Origin of the sequence: Ohtaekwangia sp., from assembly GCF_036786105.1 — a bacterium.
GTDB lineage: Bacteria > Bacteroidota > Bacteroidia > Cytophagales > Cyclobacteriaceae > Ohtaekwangia.
Genome location: NZ_DAIQRQ010000019.1, coordinates 20554 through 39412, shown reverse-complemented (window position 1 = coordinate 39412; position 18859 = coordinate 20554). Strand labels below are relative to the sequence as shown.

Annotated in this window: 9 protein-coding genes; 4 read left to right on the top strand and 5 right to left on the bottom strand. The window is 44.6% G+C overall.

Going from position 1 to position 18859, the window contains the following annotated elements; all coding sequences use genetic code 11:
• Nucleotides 1-87: 87 nt before the first annotated feature.
• From V7Q33_RS10555 to V7Q33_RS10545, 3 genes are all read right to left on the bottom strand, one after another.
• The gene (locus V7Q33_RS10555) at nt 88-3060 is read right to left on the bottom strand and encodes a PKD domain-containing protein (RefSeq protein WP_331983159.1); all 2973 of its coding nucleotides are present in this window, start codon (nt 3058-3060) and stop codon (nt 88-90) included.
• Between the two features lie 696 nt (nt 3061-3756).
• On the bottom strand, nt 3757-5739 hold the full coding sequence (locus V7Q33_RS10550) for a HAMP domain-containing sensor histidine kinase (protein ID WP_331983157.1): 1983 nt from the start codon (nt 5737-5739) through the stop codon (nt 3757-3759).
• Nucleotides 5740-5758: 19 nt separating this feature from the next.
• Nucleotides 5759-8962 carry a sensor histidine kinase gene (locus V7Q33_RS10545; RefSeq protein ID WP_331983155.1) on the bottom strand — a complete coding sequence of 1068 codons (3204 nt, stop codon included), beginning with the start codon at nt 8960-8962 and terminating at the stop codon, nt 5759-5761.
• Between the two features lie 541 nt (nt 8963-9503).
• On the opposite strand from V7Q33_RS10545, the gene V7Q33_RS10540 reads away from it, so the two are divergent.
• Together V7Q33_RS10540 and V7Q33_RS10535 are read left to right on the top strand one after the other, a co-directional pair.
• Entirely contained in the window at nt 9504-9959 is a 456-nt protein-coding gene (locus V7Q33_RS10540) for a hypothetical protein (RefSeq protein ID WP_333819805.1), read from the top strand.
• Between the two features lie 5 nt (nt 9960-9964).
• A complete protein-coding gene (locus V7Q33_RS10535; protein ID WP_331983151.1) occupies nt 9965-10372 on the top strand; it encodes a hypothetical protein in 408 nt (135 codons plus the stop codon).
• Between the two features lie 290 nt (nt 10373-10662).
• Here the strand turns inward: V7Q33_RS10535 and V7Q33_RS10530 are convergent, their stop codons facing one another.
• Complete coding sequence (locus V7Q33_RS10530; protein WP_333819804.1) at nt 10663-11271, bottom strand: hypothetical protein; 609 nt, start codon at nt 11269-11271, stop codon at nt 10663-10665.
• A gap of 360 nt (nt 11272-11631) precedes the next feature.
• Between V7Q33_RS10530 and V7Q33_RS10525 the strand changes: the two genes are divergently transcribed.
• Nucleotides 11632-13158: a hypothetical protein gene (locus V7Q33_RS10525; RefSeq protein ID WP_333819803.1), complete on the top strand. Its 1527-nt coding sequence runs from the start codon at nt 11632-11634 to the stop codon at nt 13156-13158.
• A 31-nt stretch (nt 13159-13189) separates the two neighbouring features.
• The gene (locus V7Q33_RS10520) at nt 13190-16699 is read left to right on the top strand and encodes an Ig-like domain-containing protein (RefSeq protein ID WP_333819802.1); all 3510 of its coding nucleotides are present in this window, start codon (nt 13190-13192) and stop codon (nt 16697-16699) included.
• A gap of 28 nt (nt 16700-16727) precedes the next feature.
• Here the strand turns inward: V7Q33_RS10520 and ppk1 are convergent, their stop codons facing one another.
• Nucleotides 16728-18800 carry a polyphosphate kinase 1 gene (gene ppk1, locus V7Q33_RS10515; protein WP_333819801.1) on the bottom strand — a complete coding sequence of 691 codons (2073 nt, stop codon included), beginning with the start codon at nt 18798-18800 and terminating at the stop codon, nt 16728-16730.
• Nucleotides 18801-18859: the final 59 nt, after the last annotated feature.

Here is an 18859-nt window from a genome sequence, read left to right as displayed (position 1 = left end):
ATATGACGAAATTATAATTACCCAAAACAGAAAGCAAAGAAGCCACCTTTCGGTGGCCTCTTCTGTCATGGATGAGCTAAACTAAAATTATTTTCTGATCAATCGCTGCTTTAACACATTGCCGTCAGCGTTTACAGTAATGATATATACTCCGGTAGGAATACTTTTCGTTTTAAAGTCGATTGTTACAGCCGATACATCCTGTTGCAGCTCTTGCAATACAGCATATCCACTCATATCCTGCAGCACGATCGAAACATTTTCACGTTGCGCACCGAGTGTCAGGTTAAGCACATCGCTGAACGGATTCGGGCTGGCCTCTATTGATGAAGAAGTTTCCACAGCAGCCGTTTGTACTTCTGCAGACTCTACGCGGGCAGTTGTAGTAGTTTGTGCTGTCAACGCAATAATTTCAATACCATTTACTTGCGGATTACCTACTGAGCGTATAAAGTCGAGGTCCAGTGTACCGTCTGTAACGGTTATTGTAAACTGCTTCTTCAGCGCATTCATACCGGCTTCTGCATAAATATCTACGTTACTCAGCATGCGTGTGCTCTCCGCATCAACGTGGAATACGCGTGCTCCTGCTGCCTTTACACCACCGGCGTATGGAGTTTCGGCAAAGTATAGATTTACCTGGTATGTGCCACTCTGCACCGGAAAATTCCACTGCATGGTAGTGCCACCGTAAGCAGGTGAATAACGGTTGGGGCCAAACAGGTTGTTAGGGGCACCGGTTGTGTTTGTACCAGACCATGTAGAACCACCCGCAGTATAGTTAGCACATGCTGCATCGAGATACTGGGCCTTGGCCGCCTGTGTATCGGATATCCAGTTGATGGGTGTAGCACTGATCGCCACACCACCCGCGTTGATGCGGAATATAGGAGTCGCTACGGCAACAGCATTGTTTACAGTTACCACAACATCATCTGATGCTGTTGCGCCGAGATTATCAGTAACCGTCAGTCGGAATGTATAGGTACCTGCCACCAATGCCGTTGCCGACAGGGTAGACGTTGTGTTTCCTGATAATGTTGCACTCGGGCCGCTCTGTAGTGTCCAGGCATACGCGCGGATTGTTCCGTCTGCATCGCTGGCTGTTCCGGCAAGTGATACACTGGACGTTGGAAGTGTTATCGTTTTATCTGCACCGGCATTTACAACAGGCGCGTTATTTACAGTAACTATCACATCATCTGAAGTGCTGGCACCGGCGTTATCGCTTACGGTAAGCCTGAAAGTATATGTACCGGCCACGAGCGATGAAGCTGATAATGAAGCAGCCGTTGTTCCTGATAATGTAGCGCTCGGTCCGCTTTGCTGTGTCCAGGTATAAGAGGCGATAGTTCCATCTGCATCACTGGCTGTTCCGGTAAGTGACACGCTCGAAACAGGAAGTGTTATCACCTGATCTGCACCGGCATTTACTGCTGGCGCGCTGTTCACCACAATCGTTACATCGTCTGATGCAGTAGCACCTGCGTTGTCTTGTACTGTAAGTCTGAATGTATAGGTACCGTCTACCAGCGAAGAAGCCGACAATGTTGCTGTTGTTGTTCCTGTCAGCGTTGCAGCAGGACCGCTTTGTTTTGTCCAGGTATAGGAAGTAATAGAACCGTCTGTATCGGCAGCCGACCCCGAAACAGTGATCGCTGATGTAGGCAGGGTAACAGTCTGGTCGGTCCCGGCACTCACGGTTGGTGTTGTGTTTGAAACGGTCTGCATTTCAAATGCACCTATATCATATACACCACCGGAAGGTCTTGCTTTGTTATCGAAGTCGAACGTTACACCATAAGTAGATACTGAAGCACCTTTATTCAGCGCCGGCGATGTGCTCAACAGGTGATAGTCGCCTGCTGCCGCATTTGCAAATTTTACATCATCAATGTTCGCACTATAGTAGTTGTTGGCTTCATCCATCTTAACCGATGTCATTGTTTTGTTGACATAGACACCGCTACCCGGCTTGATAATAATGTTGTTGATAAAGTGGTTCATGCTAACACGTTCTGCAGCGATCTTCAAACCGTCACTACCGGGTGTAATAATAGTATTGTTGATAAATGAAAAACCGGAACCGAGTGTACCGCTGGTAGTAGCATCATCGCAATATATACCAATGCTGCCCGCACCAATGATCACGTTGTTGTAAATAATGTTATCTGCTTTGCCCTGTACAATGATACCGTTACCTGGACCATTTTTGACAACGTTGTTATACATCAGTCCGCCTGTTCCAAGACCGATCTGAATTCCATTGTTCTGATAGCTCGCAAAAGGGTCCTGGCCGAAAAGCTCTACATTGTTGTCATGTATTTCGCAACCGGAAGATGCCGCTCCTACCTGGATTGCCTCCGCACCGCTGTTGCGTACAATGTTCTTATAAACTTTACATCCAATAATATCATGAGGATACAGCGTAGTGCCGCTGCAAGATGTATTACCTGTCCAGCCATTGTAAAAAGAGTTACCAATATAGAACCCTTCTCCTTTTACATCGTGTACATAGTTTTCGTGAACAGACACGTTATACATCGTAAACACACCGCGGTTAGCAGAAAGATCGCACCGTGGGTCGGTCTTAATCATCATACCGGCAAAGCCTGATCCATATACCTCAACATGGTCTACTTCTACATCCGAACTCAGGTCAGTTACTACAAATGAGTTGGATCCGCTTTTTGTAGCAGCACAGCGTATACCATAATTATTAGCGGCATCGCCCGTGCCGGTAATTCTGAAATAACGGCTGGCAGAGAACCACATTGCATAACCTTTATCAGCGTTGGTTACATCTACTACACCACCACAGTTCTTTATTATAATGGGTTGTGTTGCACTTCCTGTAAAATTAGAAAAACGCAATACACTTCTTTTACCAGCCTGTATACATACAACATCGCCAGGATTAATCCCCAAAGCCTTACCATCCACATTTGTTTCGGTCAGCCCTACTGTATATTTACAGTTACAGTTCTGTGCCGAAGCTAAATGTACCACCAAACACGCAGCCACCACTAAGACAATTTTAGACATCCATTCCATTTTCATATTTGCTATAGTTTGTTCATTTCGATTAGTTCTTACCAGCACCTTGCTGATTAAATGATTTTGATAGCACAAAACTATAGCAGCGCTGAAAGGTAATTCTGATGCATGCTGGTAACGCATTACATGTGATAGACGAGTCTGGAGGTTCTATCTTCTATTACAAATAAGAGCAATATGTTAACAAAGCAGTGTCAATTCATACGTGTGTGTAGCTCGCAAGCAGGCATGGCGCTTAACGGAAACTTGTATAAGTTTTTTAATACCGGTAAAGGTTGAGTTTGTAGCATGTGTCGATGAGTTGACGTGTAATTTGTATCAACGGCACATAGAAAGTGGGGAATTTCCGTGTGCTGACATGAGACCTGGTGTATTTATAAACGTATTTCCGGGAAGCGGTATATTTATTACACTTCCCCCTTTTTCAGTATCCAGCGTACTTTTACACCATAAATGACAAGCACCTGAATGAAAAAATAAAAAAAATCAATTATGTTGTTGCGGGCGGTTACCTTTTTTCGTCATTGATTGTGCACAACACCATCTATAGCAATTCACGCATATAGATATATAGCTTAAAAATGAAATGAAATAAGGGCAATCACGTAAGGGAACACCTTACTGCCCCCTGAAGCCATCAGGATTTGCCCTATCTATTGCAGTTCTGCTCAGGAAAAATCGCACGCATGCTTCGTTCTTTTAAAGATCGCTATACTTCCAACGTGGAAGTTTCACAGTAAAAGTGCTTCCTTCATGGAGAACGCTTTCAACCTGCACACGGCCGCCAATCTTTGCCAACGCACGCGATACAATGTAAAGCCCAATGCCGCTTCCGACTGACCGCTCACTGAAACGTGTATATGCTTCAAAAATTCTGTCCAGGTACTCCTCCTGAATGCCAATACCTTGATCGGTAACCCGCACATATAGATAGTCCAGTTCGCCTGTAACCTCAATGTTTACGGGCGCATTCACACGACAAAAGATGCACGCATTCTCCAACAGATTGAGAAAAACCATAGTGATAAACCGCATATCCGATGCAAAGGTCACATCTCCGGACTTGGTCAGGGTAAACTTTGTATGCGGATATGATTTTCCAACGTTTCGGCTTAAGTCTTCAATATATTGAAACAGATCAAATGTCTCCGGTTCCACGGTTGCCCGAAGCTCGTACGTCATCTTCAGCTTGTTGAGCATCTTGTCCATTTCCTGGGCAGTAGATATAATCTTCCGCTGAATATCGGTTCGCTCATCCGCAGAGACTGCAAACTCTGCAATTTGTGCAAGGCCTATGACGGAAAGTATCGGACGCCTTACATCATGCGATGCTCTATATAAATAAGTATCCAGTTCTTCATTGGTCTTCATTAATTCCGCTGTGCGGTCTTTTACAATTTCTTCCAGTTGATTGTTTAATCTTTTCAACTGTTTATTATGAATCCGCTTGTTGCGATACAGTACAACGATCAATACAAGTGCGCACGCAATGGCCCCGATCGACAATTGCCACAGCCGCACCTGTTTGGTCCGGTAGCCATTCTCCATCCTGAGCAGGTTGATATCCGCTAACTGCTTTTCCATGTACGACTTATTTTGTATCTGCTCCACGTTCTGTCCTACGTTGACGCGATCGAGCGAGTCGCGCAGATGTATAAATTTTTGAAAATATTCATCCGCATCTTTATACTTCTGCTGATCGCGACTGAATTGCGCCATTTTCTTATAATATAACCCCAGTACTACTTTATCGCCTATCTTTGTCTGCAGCAGGGAGTATGCACTGTCGAAGCACTGCTGTGCCATGCTTATTTTACCCTGGGTTGCATAGATCTCTCCTTTGCTCATCAGGGCTGTTGCAGCAGATACATTCTCGTTATACTTCAGGCTTACGCGCATATCGATAGTCAATTTTGCAAGAGCTTCTTTCAGATGGCCTTGCTTCATCAGTATAACTGCCATGTTTCCATTGATCAGCCCAATCCAGAACTCTGCTTTTTCACGGATGGCGAGATCTTCTGCCAACCTAAAATAATACAGCGCGCTGTCTTGCAAATGCAACGGAATAAATGAAAGTGCCATTGTATTATAAACATTAAGACAACGCATGGTATCTGCGTGATCGACAGGACGAACGGCCAACGCATGGTGACCATTCTCAATAGCCAGTTTAAAATTCTGCACCTTGTTATGGATATTGGCTACATCGGCATAGCAAATGGCTACATCCTTTTCTAAACCCAATTGCCGATAGATATTAATACTCTTATAATAATCTTTGGCTGCCGCTGTCTGCTCGTTCTCTATTGCCTCCATAGAACCTCGTAGCTGCAACAACCGTGCATGCTCCAGCAACAACGATGGATCACTCGTATCGCGGATCAGCTCATTCATGACCTTCAATGATTCTTTAAAGAATGAATGATGGAACAAGCCCTTTGCATGCGCATAACCGCGCCATATATTTTTATCTATACCCTGTACGGTATCTATTAAAAAGATTGCCCGATAACAACTATCCATTGCATCAACAGGGCTGGACTTACATAAATCCACTGCCTCATCGAGCCGGTTAAAGCAGCGCCGTTTATACTGGCCGTCAACGGATGCAGGCTCCGGATCGCATCCCGAAAATATAAACACAACAAGTACTATATATATAAATCCGTAGAATCTCTCCATTACTTTAACACTTACCATACTAAACATTATTGGGAACAGTGAAACTGAATTTGCTGCCCTTATACAATTCACTCGTTACGGTAACGACTCCACCATTCTTCTCAATAAATTCTTTGCACAAATTGAACCCGATGCCGGCCCCCTTTTCTCCCGAAGTACCATACTTGGTAAAATGTACATCGCTCATCAGCATGCTAACCTCCTCCTCCGACATTCCTGTACCGGTATCTTCAACCGATATGAGCGTATGCTGAATCAATCTTTTATATTCTACCGTAACGACTCCTCCTTTGCTGGTAAATTTGATGGCATTACTCATCAGGTTACGAAGCACAAGACGTATCATGTCGCTATCGGCATATACCAGGAGTGGCTCACTTACAGCATTGATCAGGCTAATATGTTTACTGGAAGCAAATGGCCTCAAAAGCTGAATATTTTCATCGACGATTAAACTCATGTTGAAAACCGAAGGCTTTACCTGTATACCTTCCATCTGGTTCTTGGCCCAGAACAAAAGGTTTTCGGTAAGGCTCAGTGTCTGGCTAACGTTGTCTTTCAGCTTCGGCATCATCGCGCGAAGCTCCTTCTCTGATATATAATTCAGATCGATGAGATTGAGTATATCCTGTACCTGGCGTACCGGTCCGCGCAAATCGTGTGAAACAATGGAAAAGAGCTTATCCTTGGTAGCATTCAGTTTCTCAAGTTCCCTTGCCTGATTGCTGATTGCTTTATTCTTTTCATGAATCTCTTCGTTTATAGCCGCCAGCTCTTCATTTACTGCAGAAAGCTCCTCGTTTTGCGTTAACAACTCATGGTTCTGTTCACTTACTTTTGCCTGCAGGAATCGTTTCTGCGCTTTTACGCGCCAGGTATATATTCTTACAATAAAATACATGCTCCAGATCAACACGCTCAGGAACATCATCATGGCCCACACGGTTTTATACCATGGAGGCCGTATGGCAAATGAATACAGTGCAGGAGCACTCACGCGATCATATTGATCTTTTGCTCGAACGGAAAAAGTATAGTGGCCATCGGGTAAATTAGTATATACGGCTTCGCGGGTGCTTTGCCAGTCGGACCAGTCGCTATCAAAACCCTCCAGCTTAAACTGAAATTTTACTTTTTCAGGATCTTCGAAGATACAACTTGTTACTTCAAACCGCAGGTTGTTCAAAGCATATGGAAGCTCATGTACCATCGATTTGCGATTGGCACGGTAAATCAATGTATCATCTGCCCAAATGTGTTTAATGGAGACGGGCATCGGCTCATTAAAAAAAGTCTTTTGCCCCGGATTAAAGAAAATGAGACGCAGATCATTCCCGATCAATACACTGCCGTTTTGCGAAACAAATATTGGGGCATAAACATCTACACGCAGATCGCCTATAGGTTTCTCAATCTTGTTAAATGGCTGCGTAATCAACTTATATCTACCTCCATTTTGCTTCTTTAGCAAACCCGCAAATTCTTTAACGTGGGGCTGGGCTCCCCAAAAGTAAATATCTCCAGCAGCGTTGTCCGCTATTGTGTAAATACAAATGCCACCGCCCAATGCGGCATTAATAGGTTCATAGGGCTCAAATCGCTGCGTAACAGTATTAAACGTATATATACCGTTTTCTGTAGTTACTATTATTTTGTTGATGCTCTTCAAATGATAAACCCGGTTATTAACATCTGATGGCAGGCCATTATGACTATCATAAAAATGACTCTCAATTACTGAGTCTTTAGCATCATTCAACCGCATTCGTGATACACCTTGATTTTCGTGACTAATCCATATTAATCCGTCATTATCTTCTTCTATATAATTAGCTTGCATGGTAACACCCTTCAGCTTCTTTTTGCCCCAACCATTACCTTTTCTCTCCATCAGCAGCGTGCCATGCAAGGCTGTTGCAATGAGGAATCGATCTATCTTGCCCTTAAGTTTGCAAATCGCGATCACTCCTTCCTGCGACAGTAAAAGTTTCTTGTTCTCACCATTCAACTCCCAAACGCCTGTGGCATGAGCAGCATAAACTTTGTTGTCAAACTGATACATGGCAGCTACATATCCGTCCGCACCGTGCACAACTTTAAACTCCGAAGTTCCTTTCACATTTGTATAAAAGCCCCAGCCTGAGCCAACATACAAATACTTGCCATCATCAAAGAGTGAAAGAATCTTATGATGTATACCGTCATCGTTGTTATAGAAAGATAAAGATGAACTGGTAATAACCTGTAATATTTCGCGATTGCCAGAAATCCACAAATTATGTTCACTATCCTCGAAAAAATCGTTTAGATATATGTAACGAAGAACATCTGGCTTAATGTGATATATCTTTTCTCCATTCTGTCCGAAGAATATAAGATTGCCCTCTGTGAGAACAGCTATCAAACCGTTAGCAAGAAATCTAATCCGCATCGGCCAGCTGCCATTAGTATACTCAGCAACCTTATCTGTCAATAAACGTGTCTTTTTTCCTGTTTTTTGTGTGGGATCAAATATCCAGATTCTGCTGTCACTGTCGAGAACCATATATTGTCCGGGTAGATAAGATACTACATCACGCACATCAATGGCATTATCCAGCTTCATTCCTGACGCGACAAAATTGCCATCTTTGTATACATAAAACACATGATCGTGCAAATAATACACCTGTGTATCTTTCTTAATAAAAAATCCGTCTCTCGGCTTTGAAAAGTCCAACAGTTTCATCGTGCCTTGACGATACAGAATGATATAGTTGCTGCTCAAAAAGATGACATCATCGCCTGCAATCATGATCTTGATGATCTGCAGATCGTTATGATAAACTGCGGGAACCAAATGCATCAATGAATGATAAACACGCTCGCCTGTATCATTCCTTTGGAAAAAACCAAATTCCCCGATGCCCCCTACATATACGTTTTCGAGAGAATCGACTGCCAGGGAGTAGATCGCTTGGTGCTTAGGGAGAAAGATCGTCCTCCATTCATAACCATCAAAAGTTACCAAACCATCAACGTTAGCGATATATAACATTCCATCTTTTCCCTGAACAATCTCTTCATTCTGCCCAGCCTTATATTCATCAGCCAAGTATTGCCGTATAAATAATCGCTGTGCGTTTATGGTTAATGGTAACAGGAAAATCAGCACCATGATCGCACCGGCCTTCTTCACAAGACGTTCTGTCCTATACGCATTTACCATATGGAAACTATACATGGGTCTTTATCAGGTAGTAGGTTCGCGGCTGTTGCCGTGTATTTCCCGGATATCCTCTTATTTTGAGGTCTACAAAAAAAACAAAAAGTTTACTCTGCATTGCTCAGGCTTAGTACTGACAGGTTTAGAAAAAAACACCGAAAAGAATGACCGTATTTTTACGGATATGACCGGCAACGATTCGGTCAAATCTTGAAAAATAACGTCCTATAGGGGATTTTACAATCCGGGTTACTTATTGGAAGATACTACATCCAGAACCTCTAACCCATATTTATTTAGTGTCTCACAAACAGTCAGCTGTGGGCTACCAATATATCACCACGATAGCGGTGATAATTCAAATGAGATAATCAATATACCTATTATCGTGTACGTAGAAATCGGTATATCTATGACCGTAATTTTAAAAATTGTGAATGACTATGAATTACTTCTCAACATCTTAATATTTGCCATTTACGCACTTTATACTAAACCCATACTACAGCAACGCTGCATGATTCGTAACTATGCAGCGCATTAAATCAACACACTTCCCATGGAAATCTTTTTCGACACTGAGTACAAGATCATCCAATACGATGAATCAAATCATATTCTGATCGGCAGCTGGAAGCTCTCCCCTACTTCACAAGAATACAGAACCGGGATGATGGCTATGATCGATGCCATGAAAAAATACAATACAGGTCGATTAGTATATGATACAACGAATTTTGGAATTATACTGGAGGATGACCAAAAATGGTCTGTCGGAGAATGGCGTGAGAAAGCCGTTGCCGTGGGGCATTCCAAAGTAGGCTTTGTAATGTCAAAGGACATTTTCTCCAAGATGTCGGGTGAGAATATGATGGATATGACTGATGACAAGGTGTCTTTCGGATATTTCTTGCACATGGAGGACGCAATCCGTTGGGTGGTAAATCCACAACAAAACAAAGAAGCGGGTGCTCACACTATTAATGAAGAACAAAATAACAATACTATTCTATAACACTTATGCAAAATCTGTATAAAGACTACGCCCAGGTAATTCACAACGCAGAACTCGGCTGCCTGGAAGTTATTTTCTCAGGCTTCATAACATTTGATGAATTGAAGGAAGTGATCGACTATGAGTTTAAAATGTTCACACATTTCAACCTGAAGAAATGTGTTGTAAATCTCCGTGATATTACCGTATACCCACAAGGTGGACAAGAATATATCAAAAACATCTGGTTCCCGTGGGTTGTGGCGCATGGAGTAAAAGTGATTGCCATTGTCGTACCTGATGATGTGTTCGCACAAATGTCAATGCAGGAAGCACACTCCGTTGATGCCAAGCCTCTTACTACCAAGTATTTTCAAAACTATACGGAAGCATTGGCATGGGTCCAGATGAACGGCGTGGCTGTCAGCTTGTAACGAATAACGTGTAACTTATTTTTCTGTGCTGTTTCTGTTCCTCATAGCCATGGGATGTGGGAACAAAATGCATTATTTCCCACAGAAATTACAGAATAGCACAGATCGCTTAGGGTAACCATTGATATGCAATTCTGATATGATAACTAATAACGTTACACCTATAGCTATTTTTAGGGCTGGGAGTCAAATTATAGGTATAGCACCACAAGAAATATAGCGCTATACGATAGGTTATAGGTTCACATTTTCATGTGATCAATGTAAATCCAGTATATGCCAACGTGCAATTATTCACGATTATACTGCACCGGAATCTTTAACGTATCAGATTCCCGATCCCATATAATAGACACAATCATCCATTTGCCATCTTTCCAAATAAGTTGGATAGCATTAATCCCTTTACGTATTACCTCTTTGCCATCAATATTAAACCGAACCTGATAGGTACTGAACCTCTGGGCAATTTTTCCGAAAAGATCGGTCTTAGAATGTAATTCTTTCTCTTCCACCGACCTTATATGTCGTTTAGACAAATTAGCACGTGAAGTTTGTATATATTGTTCAGGAGTCCACACCTGAGGTGATTGTTCAGCATTGGAAATCAGTTTTCCTTCCGGAAGAAAGACCTCGAGAAGTTGCTCTGCATTTTCCCAGGTTCCATCAGTAAAGGAAAGGGTCTGATACATTCGCTGGATTGTTTGATCAATCTCTTTCTGAGTTTGCGCCAAAGAAGGCAAAACCAGTCCCATAGCTAAAAAGAAAGATAATTCTGTTTTATGTAGCAGCAACATAACGGTGAATTTAAATGAGATAATAATATAGCCATTTGGCTCAAAAACCAGTTCACTGTGCCGTACCACGAACGGCCTTATTTTCTCTCCTCCAACAACCATCGAGCACAGAGCTTTCCAGGATCTTGCTTGCGTTTAAACTTCGATTTTCTACCCATTTATCTCATCATTCACTGATAATGGAAAAAATCCCATTTTGAAAATTAATTGCGTGTTATCGGGACGAAATAACAAAAACACCAGTTAAACGACATGCAATTATTATCATGTTTTTGAGTTTATTCCCTGCTATACATACTTGTGGAAAAAGGCTGATAACGTGTTTTTGAGCCGTTTTTTTCTGACAGCCCCCCTAATTTCGGGTGAAATTCCTTCTTCCTGATCGCCTCCGTTGTTGCTGGTTTCTGGCACTTGGACAACTTCTTGTCAATCATGATTCGAGAAAGCAAAGAAATGCGAAGCATGAAAACATCAGTGTACAGAAAAAGTGGCATCAGTCTCCTGGCAATTTTCTTCCTGTCGTTCGGAGCTGTAAAAGCACAAAACGTTGGTATTAATGCAACGGGTAACACACCCGATGCTTCAGCCATGTTGGATGTATCGTCAACCAATTCAGGGTTGTTAATTCCCCGCGTAGCACTTACGGCTACAAACTCGGCAGCGCCGATCACATCACCTGCTACAAGCTTGCTGGTATATAACACGGCCACGGCAGGTACAGCACCTAACAATGTAACGCCCGGATTTTACTATTGGAATGGCACTGCATGGATATCGTTCTCAATACAAACATCATCCGACAGCGGGCCATGGTCATTGAAAGGTAATGCCGGTACATCTGCTGCTACGAATTTCCTTGGCACAACCGATGACAAGCAGATCATTTTCAAATCAAACAATCAATCGTACCTGGAGTTAGGCTCGCGTCAAAACCTGGGTCTCGTACAAAACTATACCGACTATACGGATGGTACAGAGAAAGTAACGTATGTACGCTCTGCCCTGCAATTCGAAGCAGCGGCTGCTAACTTCTACAAGCCCAAACTATATGTTGATGCGAACGGTAACTTTAAAATGAAGGGTAGCTCTGCGGGCACCGACTTCTTCGAATTTGGCGCTACAGGAAGCAACAACAACGGAGGTCTTTACTTCACGGTAGGTGACGATGGTGATGAGCCGATCACTTTCAACAGCTATAATTTTAATACCAGTACTACCACCGAAACCATGCGTCTGCAAAATGGGAGAATGGCACTGGGTACTTCAACGTTTGATGCCACAAACCCGGAGAAATTTGTGATCGATGCCGGTACAACTTCTTCTGTTAACGCGATGCAGGCAAAAGGTACACTTAACAACTACCTGCAGTTTAACATTCAAAACCTTTCTACCGGTAACAACGCCTCTTCTGATGTAGTTGCCACGGCCAACAATGGAAGTGAAACTACCAACTTCGTTGACCTCGGTATAAATGGCGGAAGCTATAGCGGCGGTGTAATGGGATCTGCGAATGATGCGTACCTCTATAACATCGGACAAAATTTTCTGATTGGCACAGGTACGTCAGCAAAGTCACTCATCTTCATGACCGGTGGTACATCGCAGGCTTCGAATGAACGCATGCGCATTGATGGCAGCGGCAACGTAGGTATAGGCACTACAACGCCTGCTGCAAAAGTAGATGTAGCGGGCACCTATAAATTAGGAACTGCCGGTACTGTGCTCAACAACATGATCAAAACTACGGTAACTATCAACGATAATACGACATTCGCCTATACGGTTACCCGCCAGATCACTGTAACCGTAAACGGTGCTAACCAGAACGCAACGGTGATTGTCAATCCTCGCAGTGCGCTGCCAACCGGTATCGGTATAGCGTGGTCGCGCGTGAGTGCAGCCAACACACTCGTGATCGGTTTTATCAATTCTGATACACAAGCTCGCGCCCTTGGCAACGTGACCTTCGATGTAACCTTCATTCAGTAATTCATTAGCTACTAACATAAATCGCGTCACCATGAACGTATACATTAACCGAGCAACCCGTACAGCAGGTTTCGCTGCATGGCTCCTGGTGATCATCAGCTTCCAGGCTTCAGCACAGGGACGACTTGTGCTGAACGGAGCCAAAGTTAACATTGCCAATGGCGCGACCGTTGTAATCGCGAATTCAAATGCCAATGCTATTAAACGCAACAGCGGTCACATTATCAGCGAAGGTCAGAACAACGTTCTTCAATGGAACATTGGTACCACCACCGGCAGCTATACAGTGCCCTGGGGATATGGCAACACAGAATATATACCTGTAACGTTCACCAAAGCTGCCGGCACAGGCAGTGGTGTTTTCAAATTCTCAACGTATCATACAACCTGGAACAACAGCAGCCAACTGCCAACCGGTGTTACCAACCTGAACGGAGTTACCGGTGGCGATATGTCATCCTATACGGTAGATCGTTTTTGGCAGGTAAATGCATCCGGATATACCACGAAGCCTGCTCTTTCCAATGTAGTGTTCTCGTACGCATCCAATGAATACGATGCTCCCAACGATGTAACACTGGAGAGCCGATTAACTGCCGAACGCTGGAACCCGTCTGCCAGCAGTTGGACAGATTATACTTCGGGAGGTACCGTGAATGCACCTGCCAATACGGTCACCGTTCCATCGGTGGATGCCGCCAATCTATACCCGTGGTGGACGATGGCATATCCGGGTGCGAACCTGCACTGGATCTCATCAAACCATGGCCCGTGGAATAACAAGAACAACTGGTCTACCGTAGCCGGCGGCCCCGGTGGTGCCGGTGTGCCTACTGCTGCCGATGCAGTATATTTCGAAGGCAATGCGGTTAGTAACTGCGCCATCAATACCGTTGCTAAAGCGTATAGCATCAATATAGCTTCCGGGTATACCGGTACCATTACACAAAGCTCACAAACTATTACGATTACAAACCAGGCAACTTTCAGCGGTGGTAATTTTCAAGGTGGAACTGCCGATATAACCGTTGGTGGTCCGCTTACTATTTCCGGTGGAGCGTTCTTCGCACCGTTGACTACGCTCGATCTGAAAGGAAATCTTGTTGTAAGCAGTGGCTCTTTCGCTGCGAACAACGGTACGGTGAAATTCTCCGGAACCAACGGGCAGCAAACCATCAGTGGTGCCAAGGTTAACAACTTCGCCAACATCAACGTAACCAATACTTCCGGACTAAGCATCGAAAGCAGCCAGAATCTGCAAGGCGTGCTTACGCTTGCCAGCAATGTAACAGTAGATGCGGATGGCAGTAACAACAACGCTATATTTACCCTGCTCTCATCAGGCGACAGCCCTACCAAAGATGCAGCAATCGGTATACTTCCTTCCGGTGCACGTGTAGATGGTAACGTAACAGTGCAACGATACATGGCCATTGAAGGACCGAGCAAGACGAGAATATACCGTTATATAGCTTCACCGCTGCAAGCGGCTACCGTGTCTGACATTCAAAAAGAAATACCGGTAACCGGTACATTTACGGGCACCAGCAAATGCAGTGGCTGTACAACTTCCGCTTCCATGTTCTCTTACAACGAGAAAGTAATTACCGACACCAACAAAACCGGTGTAGCGGATAGCGATGATGGCTACGAAAATTTCCCGGTAGCTTCCAACACCGAGATATTAACACCGGGAAGAGGGTATGCGATGTTTGTTCGTGGTAACCTGATCAGCTCTGCTCTGTGGGATGTGCGCGGCACGATCAACGCCGGTAACGTAACCCCGGTAAGTTTGCCTGTAACGTTTACATCAAGCGGCACCATTGCAAATGACGGTTGGAACCTGGTAGGAAATCCATTCCCTTCCACGATCGATTGGGATGCCACCAGCGGATGGACAAAGGCGAATCTGGATGCTGCAATCTATATACGTGACAATGGCTCCGCCAATACGCAAGTAGCTGCATGGAACGGTGTGGTGGGAACCAACGGAGGCTCCAGCCATATTGCCATGGGCCAGGGCTTTTGGGTAAAAGCGAATGGTAACGGAACGCCGGTATTGAAAGCTGCTGAAAATATAAAAGTAGCCGGAACACAAACCACCTTTTTCAAGAAGGCGGCTCCTACCGATGTGCTCCGCATAACCATGGTAAGTGGCGCTGTACGCGATGAAGCCGTAATCCACTTCCGCGCGGATGCTACCGAGAAATTCGATACCCAGGCAGACGCATTGAAACTACCCAATACAGCATTCAATCTTTCGAGCCTGATGGCCGATGGAAAAGTACTTGCTATCAACTCGCTGCCTGCATTCTCCTGCAACAGCACGGTTAAATTAAATGTAGCAAACGCTGCAGCAGGCAGCTATACCCTTGACTTCTCCGATTACGAATCGTTCCCGGCATCTGTAAACATTATGTTGACTGATAACTTTACGAACAATACGGTGAATGTGCGCGAAACAAAATCCTACAGCTTCGCAGTAACTTCGAAACAGGAGAGCTATGGCAGCAATCGCTTTGCTGTAACATTCTCGTACCCTGCCGTGTCATCAGCCTTTATTGCATCCGCTAAAGATATTTGCTCAGGCATAAATGCCATCGTACAGGTACAAAATACACAAGCAGACATTGCCTATACAGCACAGGTAAAAAACACTACCATTACATCAGCCGCTGTAACCGGTACAGGCAACAGTATCAATCTGACTATACCGAAGGCAGGACTTTCTGCAGGTGCAGATACGATTCTGATCAAAGCAGCAGGCAATGGCTGTAGCCCTGATGTTGTAAAGACGATGGTGCTCAACGTAGGCCAACGCCCGGAGATTGCATCAGTAACCGGTGGCAAGCAGTGTACACAAGGGCACGTTACGCTGCAGGCAGCAGGTGCACCTGACAATGGTTCGTATCGCTGGTATGAATCGCTTACGGCTACAACCCCTGTAGCGTCTGCACAGAACGCTACTTATACTACACCAGTCATCAATCAATCAAAGACATACTATGTATCGGCGGTAAGTGCGATGGGCTGTGAAGGTACGCGTCAGCCGGTGTTGGCGGAGATCGTCACGCTGCAGCATGCTACCATCACCGAGCATGGCGACTCGCTGAGCAGCAACTATACTTCCGGCAACCAGTGGTACTTTAACGGGGCCGCTATAGCGAATGGTAACACACAATCGATCAAATTACAGAATCACTCCGGTATATATCGCGTAGATGTTTCTGTGGATGGTTGTACAACTTCTGCAGAGCGCGAGCTGATCGTTGCCGGTATAGAACATGGTGCTGCCACGGTATCGCTGTATCCTAACCCGGTAGTAAAAGAGCTGCACATTGAAGTGCCCGGCCACTATACCAACGTAACGGCTGTCCGTTTGATGAATGCGGCCGGTCAGGAAGTGGGCACGCTGGAGTTGCAGCAGGAGTCTGGCAAACGCACGGGTATACTCGATATGAAGAACTACCCGGCTGGCGTATATATCCTGCAAAGTACCGATGCTGCGACTACGATCGAAGCCAAGATTATGAAAAACTAAAAAACTTGGGAGTAAAGTATAAAAAGCTTCAGGAGCGACCTCCTGAAGCTTTTTGTTGTATCATATTCGCGATGGCTCGTTGCGAACGCACATCGCCCTCTCCTTCCCTGCACACCGGTGCGCAATTTGAGCAGTGCGCATCGATTGTTACAGCCTGTGTATTGTCTGCCAGTTGCAGCTTCACTATCTCCTGTACCTCACCTTTTAACGCAGCATCGTATACAGGGAAGCATACTTCGATTCTCCGGTATATATTACGATTCATCCAGTCGGCTGAGCCCAGGTATATTTCAGCATCACCGTTATTCTCAAATATGAATATACGACCATGCTCCAGGTAACGGTCAATGATGCGTGTTATGGTAATCGTATCACTCATTCCTTTTACCCCTGGCACCAGGCAACATATACCGCGCACAATCATCGAGATTCTTACACCTGCCTGTGATGCTTCGTATAATTTACCGATCAGTACCTTATCTTCAAGATTGTTGAATTTAATGGTGATACCGGAAGGCAAGCCGCTGCGTGCGTTATTAATCTCGCGATCGATCAGTTCTATAAAACGCTCCTGTAAATTGAAGTGTCCTACCAGCAGATGTTTAAAATCGATCCGGTCCTTCTTCGTTCGTTTCTTTCGCTTTTTTAGGAAGTTGAACAGCAGCTCCACTTCCGCGAGCATCGCCTTGTTGCAAGTCATCAAAATATGATCGGTATAATAACGTGCCGTAGACTCGTTGAAGTTACCGGTGGCAATCAAGCCGATCAGATCAGTGCTTTTTCCATGCTTTCGTAACACTAATGCAAGCTTGGCATGTACTTTCAGGCCCGGTATACTTTCAATGATGCGAACACCGGCCGCCCGCATTTTTTTCGACCACTTGATGTTGTTCGCTTCATCGAAGCGTGCCTTCAGCTCTACAAATACAATTACTTTCTTTCCGTTCTTTGCTGCACTGATCAGGGCACTGGCAATACGAGAGTCGTTGGCTACACGGTAAAGCGTTACATATATCGTGGTTACCGAAGCATCGATAGCAGCTTCGTTGAAGAAGCGCAGCACAGCATCGTAAGTATGGTATGGCGGATGAAGCAGAATATCATGTTGGCATATCGTTTCAAAAAGTGATGTACCCGTTGGAATTGCAAGCGTTGTACGCGGCCAGGGCTCATATTGAAAATCTGCATCGTGCAACGGCAGCGAAGACAGATCTTTCAGATTATGGTACATACCTCCCGGCATGAACGTAGCGTCTTTCAGATCGAGGCAATCGCGGAGCATGCTTACTGTATTGGCCGGTATACCCGGCTCGAACAAAAATCGTGTAGCCAGGCCCAGATCTCGCTCGGCTATTTTACTTTCAATCTTCCTGGCCAGGTTGCCGGTAAATTCGTCTTCAAGATTCAGCTCCGAGTCGCGGGTTATCTTGAAGCTATTGGCGCTGATAATCTCTTTATCCGGAAAAATTTTATCGAGATTAAACTTTACAATGTCATCCAGGAAAACCAGGTAGGTAACATCATTCTGTTTGATACGATAGAATCTTGAAACCGAATCTGAAGGTATCGTTATTATATAGTGTTGCGTTGCCTTTTTCCGTGTACGCGTACTAACGATCAGGTATAGCCGGTTATTCTCTGAAAAGAAATGCGTCTCTCCGTTTACCGGAACAATGTGAATAAAGGTTGCTACCGTGTGAATAAAATATTGCCGTATAGCTTCGTGTATGCACTGCGGCATCAGCTCATTATATACCAGGTGTATAGCATGCTGCCGGAGAAGCGGAAGTATCTGTACGGTAATGATTTCGCCAAAATGCTTCTGCTGACGTATCACCACATCGTGCACCTGTTGCAAGATGGCGCTCAAGGCTTTTCGTTCCTTGCCTGCAGCCAGTCGCTTCAAAGCGGCCATGGCCGGCACACGCACACGGTAAAACTCATCCAGGTTAGACGAATATATCGAGAGAAACCGGATGCGCTCCATTAAAGGCACTGCAACACGTTCTGCCTCCATGAGCACACGTTCATTGAATGAAAGCCAGCTTACATCACGATCAAAAAAAGTATAGCCTTTGGTCTGCTTGAGTAGACTGTCCATGTATAGAAAATATAGTACGATGGCTGTTTGCCGCTCTAAAAATAGGCGAAAAGAGACCT